Raw genomic sequence first — 13,349 nt, 5'->3', positions numbered from 1 at the left:
CTGACCATGGCCACCAGCCCGATCGAGACCGGTGCGATCCTCCTCGCCCACCAGCTCACGCTCGACAACGGCAACGTCATCCTTCTCGGGGATGACCTCATCGCCGTGCCCGACGATGCGTACGAGATCCGCACCGATCGTGCCCTGCAGATCACGTCCGACGGATTCGTCCATGCCCTCAAGACCGCCCGCGAACGCGGCATGATCGCTCTCTGGGTGCACAGCCACCCCGGTAACCGGGCCATCCCACGGCCCAGCATCCACGACCATGGCGTGAACGAACAGCTCGAGCCGCTCTTCGGCGACCGCACCGAAACCCACCAGTACGGCTACCTCGTTGTCAGCCACGATGGTGGCGCGCTCACCTTTACCGGCGAACTCAGCGGACGCATTACCACCCCCGTCACGCGCCTGACCGTGAGTGGGGAACGATGGATTTTCCGGCCCGCCTACGACACTGCCGCCGGCGCGGACCGTGCCCTGTTCGACCGGAACATCCGCGCTTTCGGCGACGGAATCCAAGCCACCATCAGCAACCTCACGGTGGCGATCATCGGCGCCGGCGGCACCGGTTCTGCCACCGCCGAACAGCTCACCCGACTCGGCGTGCGTGACTTCATCCTCATCGATCCGGATACCCTCTCCGACTCGAACACCACCCGCGTCTACGGCTCCTCCCCGGCCGACGTCGGACGCCCCAAGGTCGACGTCCTCGGCGACCACCTCGAACGTATCGCGCACGGCGTGCACACCACCCGCATCCAGGGCTCCATCCTTACCGAGCGCATCGCCCGCACCCTCGTCGGCGCGGACGTGGTATTCGGCTGCACCGACGACAACGCCGGCCGGCTGCGCCTGTCTCGACTGCCGTACTACTACCTCACCCCCGTCATCGACTGCGGTGTCCAGATCCCCGCCGACCAGAACGGACTCATCTCCGGCGTCTTCGGCCGAGTCACCACCCTCCACCCCGGTGCAGCATGTCTGACCTGCCGGGATCGCATCGACTTCGCCCTCGCCGAAGCTGAAACCCGCTCCGCCGACGAGCAGCATCGGCTCGAGAAGGAGGGCTACGCGCCCGCACTGCCCGGAGTCGAACCCGCCGTAGTCACCTTCACCACCCTCGTCGCCGCGACCGCCGTCAGCGAACTGCTGGAACGACTCGTCGGCTACGGCGACACCCCCACCCCCTCCGAGCTGATCCTCTACATCCACGACCGGACCCTCCGAGGTAACATCCAGGACGCACGCCCCGGTCACTACTGCGATCTGACCGTCCGCCACATCGGCACCGATAGCGATATGTTCCTGGGGCTAAATTGGGCATCTTGAACCGCATCCGTTACTGGCGCCGCCTCAAAGCCGATCTCAACGCCAGCTCCGCCGCCGACGTCCCCACGCAGCTGCCTACCCATCACGCGGTTATCGTCGGTACCGCGACGCACCCCAAATGGCTGGTATTTGATTGCCCTTGTCGACGGGGGCATCGCGTCATGCTGAACCTCGATACCGGGTACACGCCCCGGTGGCGGGTCAGCTCTACCTATCCGCTCACCCTGCAGCCCAGCGTGGATGAGCGTAGCGCGATCGGGCACTGTCACTACGTTGTACATGAAGGCCGCGTGCGATGGATTGAACGAACGGATCACCGATGACCACCCCCCATGCTGAACCCGATGATCAGACCGGGTACGTCCCTACACCGCCGCCGCGCCCCGCACCCACCCCGGCGCCGAAGGGCCCCACCCGCACGCCCCTCTATGAGGCAATGAACGCGGAACGCTACGCCCGGCAAACCCTCATCAAGGAGATCGAGAAGGTCACCGGCACCACCCTCATCTGTTACGTCGCCTCGAACCCGCAGATCGATCGGACTGACGTAATCGGCATGGTCGACTTACTGCACAACATCACCCCCGGCACTGCGATCGACCTGATGCTGCATTCCCCCGGCGGCAACATCGACGCCGCCGAGAAGCTGATCCTGCTGATCCGCAAGCGCGCCGGCACCGCGCCGGTCCGCGTGGTCGTCCCCGACTACGCCAAGAGCGCTGCCACCCTCATCGCACTCGGCGCGAACACCATCGTCATGTCGGACTCGTCCGAGCTGGGCGCGATCGACCCGCAGGTCGAGCTGCCTGACTCCAATGGCCATCTACAGACGCTGTCCGCGCAGAGCTACCTCGACGCATTCCACCTTCACGCGGAACGCCTCAAGGACAACCCAAAAGACCCGGTCGCCCTGCTCATGCTCAACAAGATGGAACCCGCCACCGTCCGCAAGCTCGAACGCATGACCAAGCGGTCCCGCGCCATCGCCGAGGCACTACTCGGCCAGGCAATGATCAAAGACGTCGCCCAGGCAACCGATATCGCCAACCAGCTCAGCGACACCAAGAAATGGCATTCTCATGGGCAGATGATCTCCCATGAAACCGCCCGAGGAATCGGACTGAACGTCTCCTACCTCGCCCCGCACGACGACCTGTGGATCATGTACTGGCGACTCTTTTCCATGCAACTCTGGTCCGCTGCGGGAAACGTCAAGCTCTTCGAAAGCTCGTGGGCGTCGCTGGCAGTCTCATAACCATTCAAAGCCTCACACGGTAGTAATCGCCGGCGGTCGTCAGAGTGGACCCGTGCCGCCGGTCGTCATCACGACCCCGAGGCATTCAGGGCCAAAATCAGAGCAACCACAATTGCACCCAGAGAAACGGTGGTACTGAGACGGGAACTGAGCACAACAAACCAATTGACGATGACCCCATCAAGGGCAACCCCCTGAAGCTCCCGCGGCACCACTTTTCGGATGGCCCGCTTGATTCCCTTGCGCCGCCGCCGCTCGCTCATCCGGTAGACGTCCACCACGAGCCATCCGAAGAATAGAACGGCCGCGATTTTCGCCGCCCAGATCCCGACGGCGCCGAGCAAACCACCTACGCCACCAATGATCGTCTGAGCGTCTGATGCTCCCGCCTGGAAGCCTGCCAGAGCTCCAAGGAATGTCGACAGGCACAGCACTGCCGTCGCTGTGCCATACCGCACGAGCCACGACAATCTCAGAAATAGGTGGCTTCGCTCGCTGAGCGCGGCCAGAGGGCGCGCGCCGGCCAAACCCAACATCGTGGCTGAGGCGGTGAGAGCCATCAGTGCCCAAAAGAGCGCGACTGCCCACGTCGCCGAAATGGCCATACCAACCACAATCGCCGTCCAGATCACTCCAAGAACGAACCGCGGCGCGAGGACAAGCGATCCAATCTTCGCCCATACCGACTCGGTGACTTGCGCTACTGCTGTCATGCGCTCACGGTAGCCGGAACAGCGGACACCGGAGGCAGTAGCCCAATGGGCTATGCCAAGGATCTTCTCCCTGAGGCGGTCTACCGAGCGGGCCCGGGAATGGTTGACCAGGTTGATGGGAGCATCTAGGCTTGTGGTTGATCAGGTTGATGGGAGACGAGCGATGAGCGATTCACCAGTGCGTAGCAGCAGCCTCGAGGCTGACCCGCACCGCCCCAACCGGCCGTACGGCGCACTCCATTTTCTACGTACACAGGGAATCGACTGGCCGAACTTAACCGAAGGCGGAGCAGAACAGTTCGAGGTAGTCATCCTTATCGATGGGATGGAGCGAACCATCCCGTGGCGTCTGCTGGAGTCGGCTGCCACCGCTGTGTCTCTTCTTGACGAGGGTCAGCAGGAAGCTCTGGAAGAGATGGAGCCGACCGAGGCCGCAGCGCTGTTCTCGTCGGCACTTCCGACTAAAGCCCGCAGTGTCGTCGACGACCGCCTTGGCCCTTTCTACGAGAGCGAGGCCCTGGCGGGTAAGTGGGGCATCAGCGAGGCGGCCGTTCACAAACGCGTCGTCGCCGGCCACCTCCTCCGCCTCCTCTCACGCGGCCGCGCGTACTATCCGACGTTTCAGTTCGATTCGGCCGGCGGCATGCTGCCCGGCCTTGCTGAGGTGCAACGTGCGCTGGCGCCCGCGCTTAGCAGTCCCGTGTCCGTTGCCTTTTGGCTGCGGAGCCCGCATGGCGACCTTGACGACCGCACTCCGGTGGAAGTGCTCCGGGGCGGCGACGTGAATCAGGTTGTCCAGGCTGCGGCACAGCTCAACGAGCGGCTTTCTGCGTGAACGATCGGCTCGCTGCCCCGCAGCCTGCGCCCGAACTGGATGAGCTTGAGAAATTCCCTCCGCACGTGCTTGACGGCGACCGCTGGATCTTTCGCTTGCACTTGGCAGCGAACGGGGTTTGGTACTTCAGCTCTACCAACAAGGGCCGCTTCAATCTGCCTGAGCCGCGGGGCACCTGCTATGCGGCTGACACGCTTGAAGCAGCGGTAATCGAGACTCTCGGCCCGGACATGCGTGAGCAGGGCGGGATCGCCGCCTCCGACGCCGCCAAGCTACGGGTGACTCCGATTCGCCTGGAGTACAGCCCCACCTTGGCCGACCTCGAGGCGGACAACGCATGGAAGTGGAACGTCAGCCGCGAAATCGCATCGATGCGCGACTATGCCGTCCCCCAGGTATGGGCGGCCGCCTTCGACGCCGCTGGATTCGAGGGCATTCGTTACCTCAGCCGGTACACAACAGGCACGTCCGCGTTCGCTTACGCCCTGTTTGGTGACGCCGGGGCACCTGACCCGGATCTCCCGTCCGACCCGGCGGCCGCGGTCGGTGGCTTGACCGCGATCAGCCGCACCGGAATCCCGGTGATCCCGGATGACGACCTCGGCGCCCTCACCGTGGCCGAGCCGGACTGGCCCGACCCTGCCTGGCGCCCGTCGCCGCAGAATGGTATCGGCGGCACTTGACACTTAAGTCAGCGGCCTAGGTGCCGCTCTCGCTGCTTTCCCTGGCCAGTGGGCGTCCTGCGCGCTTTGGGGGCGCGCTTGGGTGCCGTTGTCACTGCCTCGCGGGGATGCCGTGCTTGGTCGGCTGCGGCCGTCATGCGAGCGTCGATGACCTCACGGTCGGCCTTGCCCTCAAGCGACGATGCGAAGCGTTCCCGCCGCTCGGCGCTGTCGAACACCGAGACAGTGCGCGCGCGATTGTCGTTCGAATCGCCGCGCAGGGCATCGGTGACGTCGCGGTCATTCTCGGCCTCTGAGCGCAGCTGTTCAGCGTCGTACAATCCATCCAGCTCGGACGCTCGCTGGTCACGTTCGTCCGCCTGTCGCTGTCGTTGTTCGGCGGCTCGATCCAGCGTCTCCGCTGCGCTGAGGAAGGCCCCGGCCTCCGCGACGTCGACCGCGCTCTCGCCGCGCGAGGCGGCCGCCTCTGATCGGGTGCGCTCTGCTCGGGCGAGTGCTTCGCGTACGGCTGCAGGGTCGGCGACTAGGTCGCGGACGTCTAGGTCGTAACGGTCGCGGACTTCCTCTGCGATGCGTTCGCCGGCACGGTCGGTCTCCGGGTCGATACCGTGCCAGGCGGTGGCCGTCTCGTGGACGCCAGCGATCTGGTCGACGCTCGCGGCGTCCCACCAGGTGCGGTCGTACACGGGCGCGAGCTCGGCGCGGGCCGCGGCGCGTTCAGCGTCGAACCGGGCTTGCAGCTCACGGTTCTGCCGCTCCGTCTGAGCCTGCCGGGTGCGAGCGAGTTCTTCCCGGATCCGAGCGAATCGTGCGCCCAGCTGGGCCGCCACGGTCAGCGCGATCCGCAGCTGACCGTCTACCGCGTCCGCGATGCCGTCGTTCTCTTCGGCCATGATTGCCACCTTCCGTTATCTTCCGATGCCGCGGTCTTGCTCGGGTCCGGTCGCGGGCTTGTGGGGCTTAGCGGGCTCGATCTTCGTCGGCACGGGCGAGCCGGGACGGGGAGCGCTGAGGCCTGTCTGCGCGATGCGGACCGCCTCGGCCGTGCGCTCGTCGACGTCGACGGGCGCGGGGTTCTGATCCTTCCGGGAAACCTCGGGCAGCCGGGATGCGACGGTAGCCATCTGCGAGTTCAGGGTGCGGGAGATTTCCGCCGCCCGGGCCTCGTCACCGATGGCCTTGTGCATGTCGATGATCGCCACGGTGAGCCGTGCGAGCTGGCGCATCAGGATCGCCTCGGCCATCGTCCCCTGACCCTGGCTAGCGGCCTGCATTAGCAGCATGGCGGCACCGCCGGCGCTGCCCATGCTCACCTTCTTCGGCTTCGAGGTGTGCGCCTTGATCTGCGCCGACCGGGCCAGCTCGCGGGAGGTTGCAGCGAGTGGTCCGGGCGTCGTCTCGACGCGCTGTGACCAGGCAGCGAACGCACCGGCCGTGTCGCGCGCGACGTGCGCCCACGCTGCCCGATCGCCCGGTGGGACGCTGCGCAGCTCGTCGCGCATCCGGCGCATGTCGTCGGAGTATTTCTGCCACAGCTCAGGGGCCGGCTCTGCCTCTTCACGGCCCGGTGCGACCGGCCGGTACTGCCAGGGGTTGCGGCTGGTGGCCTTCCACTCGTCGACCGCGCCCTGCGCCGCCTCGGGACTGTCGGGCCATCCCTCGCGCAGCCTCGGGAGGGTCAAGTCGCGGGCGAGCCGGCCGCCGCCGTACCAAACTGGAGGGGTGCCGTGCTCGGTGCGCAGCGCCACCGAGTAACCGGCGACAACGTCGTCACGGCCGGCTGCGAACCGGGGCCGGATGAGGACGCCGGCGCGACGTACCCGACGTACAAATTCGCCCTCGTCGATCGACGCGGCCGCCGCAGCACGCACGGCCCGTTCGAGCCGGTGCGCGTCGACCTCGACCGCGCCGGTACGGCGCGCGCGCTCCTGCTCCGCGGGCTTGATGCCCCGCTCCCCCAGCCCGTGCTCCCGGCTGCTGAGCTCCTGCAACCCATACTCCCGCTCGAGGTCGCGGCACGTGTCCTGCGCCTTCTTGAAGTCATTGTGGGTGCTCGCTTTGGTGCCGTCCTCGCGCACCAGTGAAACCGCGATGTGGACGTGGTCGTTGCCATTGGTCGAGAGCCCATGACGGACAGCAACCCACCGGCACTCGGCCTTACCGCTCGCCTCAGTGAATCCCATCCGGTCCACGAAGTCTTGCGCGATCGCGCCCCACTTCTCATCGGACAGCTGGCCCTCGTCCGCGCGCAAAGACAGTGAACAGTGCCACACATCCGCGGGCGTCGTGGTCGAGTGAACCTGACCCGTCTCCGGGTCGGTGATGCTCTGTGCGCGCGTCACCTCGACGCCCAGCGCGACGCGCGGCTCGTCGAGGTCCTTCGCGATCGCCAACGCCGTCTCACGATCCAGCACACCGTATCCGTGCATCGTGACGATGGCGGAGTTGCCGGCGACGAGGTGCTGTTCCTCGTGTTCGTTCGAGCGACCGGGGCCGGCGAGGTAGATCATAAGCCCACCCATCCGGCTCCCCCGGGTGATGTTCGGCATCATGAGTCTGCCAGCGTTTCAATCGCTGCGGACAGGCGCGGAACAAGCGACCGGTACTCCGTGACGATCGCCTCCGCCTCGGCCGGAAACGTGCCCTCACTGTTCGCGTACTTCGCAAGCTGGTTCGCATTGTTCGCCAGGTTCGCAAGCAACCGGCGAACCGCGAAAATCTCCACAATCGCAGCCTTACGATCCGTGTCCGTCTGCACATGACCGCTCATCGCGGACTCAAACAACAGACGCGGAACGGTCACCCCACGAACCGCGGCACGAGCACGCAGCTGCGTGTCCTCCTCCGGAGTCACCGAAACCTCGTACCGCTTGACGCGCTTCGCCTCACCGCGGACGTTGGCGCGACGAGAACGACCGAACAGTCGGTTCTCATTCTGCTCCGACATCGCCCCTCCCCCGTCCCTCTGGCCCAGCGCAGCGAACCCGCCTCCTGGCCGGGGACCATACGACAAGTATGCCGGTGCCGGACCAGGCAGTCCAGCACCACAAGCCAATTGCCCCGGGTAACTGTATAGCTTGCTCCGTCTGGGGCTCCCGCCCGAACGATGCGCGAGCAACGGTGAGGCAGCGCCTGGAGGGTGCAACGTTACGCCTAGTGGACCGGTTGCGGTCCTGTTAATCTGTGGCTATGAGCGACGTACAACTGGACCCACAGGAAGCCGCCCGGAAGGCGCGGACCATCATCGAGGCGGAGCAGAACGCGCGCGTGCGCTCCGTTGAAGAACTCGTGTCCGCGACCAACGCGTTCGACGCTGCGGAGCAGGCCGTCAAGGATGCTGCCGCCGCGCACGATAAGGCGTGGAGTGCTGCGCTTGCCGCGGGGTGGACAGAGAAGAACTTGCGCGAGATTGGCGCTCGTGCGCCGGGACAGTCCGCGCCCCGAGCGCGTAAGCGCCGTGCTGCAGCTGCACCTCAGCCACAGAGCATTGAAGGGTGAGCCTGCGGCTCCTCAGCTTCTAGAACAGGCCCCGCCGAGCGTCGCTCGGTGGGGCCTGTTCGTTGGGCAACTCCGTTGCCTTTCGGCTAAGTGATGGTACGCACCGTTCCTCTCTGAGCAAGAGCTTTCGCGGCATATCCTCACTCGCTGCGCTCCCTCCGGTATTCCACGGTCCCTTGCTCATTCACCCCCAGCGCTGTTTCGGCAAAAGCGCCGAAAGGCAAATGGGTTTCAGATGAGAGAGGGAGCGCGCCATGAGCACGAACGTCACCTTGTACGTGGAGTCCGGATCCGCAACAAGCGACAAAACCAAAGCAGCAATGGACAACGCCGGCATCGTCTACGAGCTGGTGTCAGTCAGCACGGACGACTACCCCCTGCAGGCGGTGGGAACTTCCTACGCGATGGCGCCGGTCACGGTCGTCGACGGGAGCAGCTGGGACGGATACCGGCCCGACCTGATCGCACGACTCGCATCCCAGCAGGCGCTCGAGGTGTACCAGGTGCCCGTCGATCCGATGGACGCCCTCTACTGCGAAAACTGCCAGTGATGAGCGCCGAATACCTCCGCCGGCACCGCGTCACCGTGCCCGCCCAGCTGCGCTCCTACACACCAGAAGAGACCGCCGCAGAGACAGGACTGACACTCGACGAGCTGCGCCGGATGCGCCAGCGCGGTCAAGGGCCGGCGTACATCACGATCGGCAAACGAACCGTGCGATACATCCGAGGCGACGTCAACGAGTGGCTGTGCTCCGCTCAGCCGATCGGGGCGGATCTGGCAGCCGCTCGTGCCGCCATCCAGTCGGACGGCTCCACACCGTGACCGTCTGCCCCCAGCCAGGCGCCAGCCACAGGTGATCAATCCCGACCGGGAGGGCGGGATCCTCGGACGGTACCTCGCTGGGTTCGATAAGCGCATAGGCGGCCGCGTTGCTGAGACCCGTCGTCCCGACGATGAGGAACAGGTGCCGCTCGTCGTACGGAGCGGCCAACAGCTTCGCAATGTGGTCGCGGGCGGGATCGACCTGGAGAGCGGCGTCGACACCCTCGGCGATCGCCTCGCCCTCGCTGCTGAATATGGCGGCGGCAACAGGCGGCATCCAATAGACCTTCGGTTTTCCGCTGGGTAGGTATCCCCACATCACCGGGCCCACCTCCCAAGCGAGCCACTCCAGCTCAGGATCACCGTGAATTACGTCAAGCGGCAAGTCTTCCGGGCGGGTTACGTTGTGTCGCTCAGCCAACGCGATCACCCGCTCATAGAGCTTCTCCAGCCGAGCAAGGTCACGCACGCTAGGCGCGTGGATCGTCCACGTTAGGCGTCCAGGTGCCGGCGCACTAGGCCGAGTCTTGAGCTTCGCTCTGAGGTGGTGCTCGGAACTGTCCTCGACACTTGTCACTTCAAGGCCGGCTCTCCTGCCGTCCCCGTAGCGGATCTCACCATCGATCGTTTTCCGCGGTGCGCCAGGCACATCGAGTTGCACCACGCTCGCACCCAACACATGCTCCACCACGGCGGCTGCGTAGAGCTCGTCCCTCCGGAAACCGGACACTACTTCGCGCCCGCGCGCACTTCGGGCTCGCGAGCAGCGTTCTCATCTTCGGTCGCCTGCGCCAAAGCACGTCGAACGGTGGCGGAGCCAACGCGGAGGGTCTTGGCGATCGCGTCCCACGTCGCCGGCGGTGTCTGCGCACGCATCTGCCTCGCGACCTCGATGCGCTCCGACGTCATGACAGTTGGGCGGCCGCCAACCCGCCCCTGGGCGCGTGCATACTCGAGCCCCAGTCGCGTGTTCTCTCTGATGGTGTCCACGCGCAGCTGCGCGAACACGGCGACGATGCCGAACAGCGCGCGGCCCATCGGGCTTGTGGTGTCGATGACGGGTTCAGTCAGGCTCTTGATATCGACACCCTTATCCTCGAGCTCGTGCAACGTTTCGATCAGGATCCGCTCGGTACCCCCGAGGCGATCCAGGCGCCGCACCAGCAGAACGTCACCGGCCCGCATGTAGTCCATGCAGGCGACCCATTGCGGGCGGTCTTTAATCCGGCTGGAGTCGCCGTGGTCGATGAAGACGCGCTCGGCACCAGCCGCTTTCAGCTCAGCTTCCTGCGCTCGTGGGTTCTGCTCCCGCTTCGACACTCGCGCGTATCCGACGACGGTCATCGTCCCCTCCCAAGATCGGAGTCATATCCCTGCGTCTGCGATCGCGTCGGCCGCGCCGAGGCCGACGAGATGCCACGCGACGGCGTGGCGGGGCCGCCCATGCTTGCGAACGTCCGCAGCTGTTCCAGCCGTTCCGGTGTGAGCCGGCCGCCCGGCGTCGCCGGCCGCACGATCCGGTCGAACATCATGTGCAGCCCGGAGAAGTCTCGCCGCTCCATCGCGTCCCGCGACGCCCTGTCGTTCTCGGCGCCGGTGACCTGGCTCCAGTCCAGGTCATAACCGGCGCCTGCGGCGACCTGCGTCCAGAAGATCCGTTGGGCACGCCCGTTGCCCTCCCGGAACGGGTGGAGGTAGTTCACCTGGTCGTAGTGGTGCGCCAGCCGGTCGACGAACCGGTCACGGTCCAGCCCGTGCAGCTGATTGTCATCCGCGAGCTCCGCGAACGCGAACCCTGCCCCCGACTCGAGCCGGGACACCGGCATGAAGAATTCCGCCTCCGCATCCGTGCCCTTGCGGATATCGACGGTGCGCAGCTGGCCGGCCCAGTCGTAGACGTCCTGGAACAACTGACCGTGGATCGCCTGCAGCTGTCGCAGATCCCCGGTGACCTTCACCGGTCGGATGATCATTTGGACGCGGCGCGCCTCAACCAGGTCCGCCTCAGCTGCGTCGAGGGCACGCTGATCGGTGATGCCGAAGTTATTGCGGAGGATGCCCGAGGCGGGCTCGAGGTACGGGTCGACGAACTCAGGCAAGGCCGTAGCGGGCGCGGGTGCGGCGCACCAGCTCGTCGGCGTCGAACTCCCCCTCGACGAACGCTGCAGCGTCCGCACGGTACTCGGCCGTGGAAGACAGACCCTCCATCTCGGAGCTGTGCGCGGCGTCAGCCACCACACGCTCGCGGAGCTCGCGCTCAGCGGCGGAGATAGTGCTCGCGGTCTTGACGCTCATCGCTGCCCCTTTCGACCTCTTCATTCTACCAGACCTGCTCAAAAACCCCCAGATAGCGTTCTGAACAGAAGAGGGTTTCGGCAAGGGTTTTGATCAATACGCGATCCGCGAAGTTTCGCGGCACGCCTCGCCGGTCGAGGAGCTGCTCGCAAACGATCGTTTTCGCACACCCATGCAAGCGGGCCCGCGATCTCGTTCACAGCTCAGAAACCCCGAAGTGGAAGAGAAGGGCCGACCGTGTGAACATTCGCAGCCGCTGCTAGCCTCGGCGCACTACTTACCCCGCGCTGGTCAGGGCCTGTGCTTTAGGGTCGGAGCGTGAGCTGGGACGCCCCGCGGTCGGAACGAGCGAGAAGGCACGAACATCTCGGCACACACACTTACTGCCCGCTGTCCGGCTCCCGCTTTGCGCTTCCGCTCTTCGGCAGAACATGCACTAGCTCACCGTCGGTTGAATACGAGGAGATCCGTGCTCGCCCTGAGCATCCCCAGCCCGCCCCCGCAATTTGCACAGTTCCAGATAGGTCCACTGACTGTGCACGCCTATGCGCTGTGCATTCTCAGCGGCATCATCGCCGCGGCCCTGATCACCGCGCGCCGGCTCGGTCGCCGCGGCGTCGACCGCGGAATCGTGCTCGATGTCGTCCTCTGGGCCGTGCCGCTCGGCATCGTCTGCGCCCGCTTTTACCACGTGTTCACCCACGTCGGCGACTACTTCTACCCCGGCGCGAACCTCTGGAATGTCTTCGCCATCTGGGACGGCGGCAACGCGCTCTACGGGTCGCTCCTCGGCGGAGCACTGGGCGTCTACATCGCTTGCCGACGCGCAGGTCTTCGGTTCTGGGCGTTCGCCGACGCGCTCGCCCCAGCGCTGCTCGTCGCCCAGTCACTCGGGCGGTTCGGCAACTACTTCAACCACGAACTCTTCGGCCTCCCCACTACACTCCCGTGGGGTCTGCAGATCGAGGCCACCAATCCCAAGTTCCCCGCCGGCATGCCGCCCGACACGCTCTTCCACCCGCTCTTCCTCTACGAGATCATCTGGAACCTCGTCGGTGTCGCCCTGATCCTGCTCCTCGAGCGGCGATTCCGCCTGCAGTGGGGTCGCGTGCTCGCGCTCTACCTCATCTGGTACGGACTCGGCCGCAGCTGGCTCGAAGCGATCCGCATCGACCCGACCAGCGACGGGTGGCTGGGAATCCCCGCGAACGTGTGGGCCTCCTTCGCCGCCGTCGCCGTCGGAATCACGCTGTTCATCGTCCAGGCCCGTCGACACCCGGGCGCCGAACCCTCCCCCTATCTGCGGCCGGCACTCACCGACCTGAAACCCCAAGCGGCCGAACGGACGACCGTCGAAGCTCAGCGGAGCTGACCGGCAGCCGCCGCCAAGGGATCGGTGCAACTGCTGACTTCGGCGCCGCCGCGAGAAGCTCGGGCGTCGAGGAGGGATAGCGTGGGCGAGTGCGAAGACTGAGGTGCTCGTGGACATTGCAGGCCTGAGGCTGTTGGTGGCGGTCGCCCGGACGGGTAGCATCTCCTCCGCAGCCCGCGAAGCCGGCGTCACGCAACAGGCGGCCTCGATGCGGCTCGCGGCGCTGGAACTGGATCTGGGCGCTGCTCTGCTCGTTCGCAGCACTCGGGGCGCGCATCCGACCGAGACCGGCGCCCTCATCGTGGAGTGGGCCGCCGACCTCCTGGACGCCACGGAACGGTTCGACGCCTCCGTCGCCTCCCTGCGCCAGACGACGGACGACACGCTGCATATCGCCGCCAGCATGACGATCGCGGAGCATCTCGCGCCGCGCTGGCTCACGGCGCTGAGTACCGGTGTGCGTGGGCCGCGCATCGAGCTGACGGCCGCGAACAGCGAAGCGGTCCTCCTGGCCGTCCGCAGCTCGGCGGCGGCGATCGG

Annotated in this window: 18 protein-coding genes; 10 read left to right on the top strand and 8 right to left on the bottom strand. The window is 65.9% G+C overall.

The genetic code is table 11. From position 1 onward, the window contains the following. Positions 1 to 6 precede the first annotated feature (6 nt). From AC1ROC_RS19035 to AC1ROC_RS19025, 3 genes are read left to right on the top strand one after another with little or no spacing between them, the layout of a single operon-like run. Entirely contained in the window at positions 7 to 1,332 is a 1,326-nt protein-coding gene (locus AC1ROC_RS19035; protein ID WP_493001877.1) for a ThiF family adenylyltransferase, read from the top strand. Further along, the gene (locus AC1ROC_RS19030) at positions 1,320 to 1,655 is read left to right on the top strand and encodes a ubiquitination-like system serine protease family protein (protein ID WP_493001876.1); all 336 of its coding nucleotides are present in this window, start codon (positions 1,320 to 1,322) and stop codon (positions 1,653 to 1,655) included. The genes AC1ROC_RS19035 and AC1ROC_RS19030 overlap by 13 nt, the downstream gene beginning before the upstream one ends. Beyond that, on the top strand, positions 1,652 to 2,587 hold the full coding sequence (locus tag AC1ROC_RS19025; protein ID WP_493001875.1) for an SDH family Clp fold serine proteinase: 936 nt from the start codon (positions 1,652 to 1,654) through the stop codon (positions 2,585 to 2,587). The genes AC1ROC_RS19030 and AC1ROC_RS19025 overlap by 4 nt, the downstream gene beginning before the upstream one ends. A 68-nt stretch (positions 2,588 to 2,655) precedes the next feature. On the opposite strand, the gene AC1ROC_RS19020 is transcribed toward AC1ROC_RS19025, so the two are convergent. Beyond that, complete coding sequence (locus tag AC1ROC_RS19020) at positions 2,656 to 3,300, bottom strand: hypothetical protein (RefSeq protein WP_493001874.1); 645 nt, start codon at positions 3,298 to 3,300, stop codon at positions 2,656 to 2,658. A gap of 163 nt (positions 3,301 to 3,463) precedes the next feature. Here AC1ROC_RS19020 and AC1ROC_RS19015 point away from each other — a divergent pair, with 163 nt between their 5' ends. Both AC1ROC_RS19015 and AC1ROC_RS19010 read left to right on the top strand, forming a co-directional pair. Further along, entirely contained in the window at positions 3,464 to 4,135 is a 672-nt protein-coding gene (locus AC1ROC_RS19015; RefSeq protein ID WP_493001873.1) for a hypothetical protein, read from the top strand. Beyond that, the gene (locus AC1ROC_RS19010) at positions 4,132 to 4,818 is read left to right on the top strand and encodes an RES family NAD+ phosphorylase (RefSeq protein WP_493001872.1); all 687 of its coding nucleotides are present in this window, start codon (positions 4,132 to 4,134) and stop codon (positions 4,816 to 4,818) included. The genes AC1ROC_RS19015 and AC1ROC_RS19010 overlap by 4 nt, the downstream gene beginning before the upstream one ends. Positions 4,819 to 4,826: 8 nt before the next feature. Here the strand turns inward: AC1ROC_RS19010 and AC1ROC_RS19005 are convergent, their stop codons facing one another. From AC1ROC_RS19005 to AC1ROC_RS18995, 3 genes are read right to left on the bottom strand one after another with little or no spacing between them, the layout of a single operon-like run. Then, complete coding sequence (locus AC1ROC_RS19005) at positions 4,827 to 5,711, bottom strand: hypothetical protein (RefSeq protein ID WP_493001871.1); 885 nt, start codon at positions 5,709 to 5,711, stop codon at positions 4,827 to 4,829. 15 nt (positions 5,712 to 5,726) lie between these two features. Further along, entirely contained in the window at positions 5,727 to 7,328 is a 1,602-nt protein-coding gene (locus AC1ROC_RS19000) for a relaxase/mobilization nuclease domain-containing protein (RefSeq protein WP_493001870.1), read from the bottom strand. Positions 7,329 to 7,366: 38 nt separating this feature from the next. Further along, positions 7,367 to 7,765, bottom strand: a complete 399-nt coding sequence (locus AC1ROC_RS18995; RefSeq protein ID WP_493001869.1) for a plasmid mobilization protein — start codon at positions 7,763 to 7,765, stop codon at positions 7,367 to 7,369. A gap of 242 nt (positions 7,766 to 8,007) precedes the next feature. Between AC1ROC_RS18995 and AC1ROC_RS18990 the strand changes: the two genes are divergently transcribed. From AC1ROC_RS18990 to AC1ROC_RS18980, 3 genes are all read left to right on the top strand, one after another. Continuing rightward, a complete protein-coding gene (locus AC1ROC_RS18990; protein ID WP_493001868.1) occupies positions 8,008 to 8,316 on the top strand; it encodes a hypothetical protein in 309 nt (102 codons plus the stop codon). Positions 8,317 to 8,570: 254 nt separating this feature from the next. Then, the gene (locus AC1ROC_RS18985) at positions 8,571 to 8,867 is read left to right on the top strand and encodes a glutaredoxin family protein (protein ID WP_493001867.1); all 297 of its coding nucleotides are present in this window, start codon (positions 8,571 to 8,573) and stop codon (positions 8,865 to 8,867) included. After that, on the top strand, positions 8,867 to 9,142 hold the full coding sequence (locus AC1ROC_RS18980) for a helix-turn-helix transcriptional regulator (RefSeq protein ID WP_493001866.1): 276 nt from the start codon (positions 8,867 to 8,869) through the stop codon (positions 9,140 to 9,142). The genes AC1ROC_RS18985 and AC1ROC_RS18980 overlap by 1 nt, the downstream gene beginning before the upstream one ends. Here AC1ROC_RS18980 and AC1ROC_RS18975 read toward each other — a convergent pair. From AC1ROC_RS18975 to AC1ROC_RS18960, 4 genes are read right to left on the bottom strand one after another with little or no spacing between them, the layout of a single operon-like run. Beyond that, positions 9,054 to 9,833: a hypothetical protein gene (locus tag AC1ROC_RS18975; RefSeq protein ID WP_493001865.1), complete on the bottom strand. Its 780-nt coding sequence runs from the start codon at positions 9,831 to 9,833 to the stop codon at positions 9,054 to 9,056. The genes AC1ROC_RS18980 and AC1ROC_RS18975 overlap by 89 nt on opposite strands. Positions 9,834 to 9,871: 38 nt before the next feature. Continuing rightward, the gene (locus AC1ROC_RS18970; RefSeq protein ID WP_493001864.1) at positions 9,872 to 10,486 is read right to left on the bottom strand and encodes a recombinase family protein; all 615 of its coding nucleotides are present in this window, start codon (positions 10,484 to 10,486) and stop codon (positions 9,872 to 9,874) included. Then, a complete protein-coding gene (locus tag AC1ROC_RS18965) occupies positions 10,483 to 11,241 on the bottom strand; it encodes a Fic/DOC family protein (RefSeq protein ID WP_493001863.1) in 759 nt (252 codons plus the stop codon). The genes AC1ROC_RS18970 and AC1ROC_RS18965 overlap by 4 nt, the downstream gene beginning before the upstream one ends. After that, entirely contained in the window at positions 11,234 to 11,437 is a 204-nt protein-coding gene (locus AC1ROC_RS18960; protein ID WP_085370113.1) for an antitoxin VbhA family protein, read from the bottom strand. The genes AC1ROC_RS18965 and AC1ROC_RS18960 overlap by 8 nt, the downstream gene beginning before the upstream one ends. A gap of 469 nt (positions 11,438 to 11,906) precedes the next feature. Here AC1ROC_RS18960 and lgt point away from each other — a divergent pair, with 469 nt between their 5' ends. Together lgt and AC1ROC_RS18950 are read left to right on the top strand one after the other, a co-directional pair. Then, entirely contained in the window at positions 11,907 to 12,809 is a 903-nt protein-coding gene (gene lgt, locus AC1ROC_RS18955) for a prolipoprotein diacylglyceryl transferase (RefSeq protein WP_085370130.1), read from the top strand. Positions 12,810 to 12,918: 109 nt separating this feature from the next. Then, a partial coding sequence (locus tag AC1ROC_RS18950) for a LysR family transcriptional regulator (RefSeq protein WP_493001862.1) occupies positions 12,919 to 13,349 on the top strand: 431 nt, incomplete at its 3' end.

This window comes from Leifsonia sp. GW821-FHT13C05 (assembly GCF_058806515.1).
Note: the sequence above shows the minus strand (reverse complement) of the source record. Positions and strands in the feature narration are given on the sequence as shown.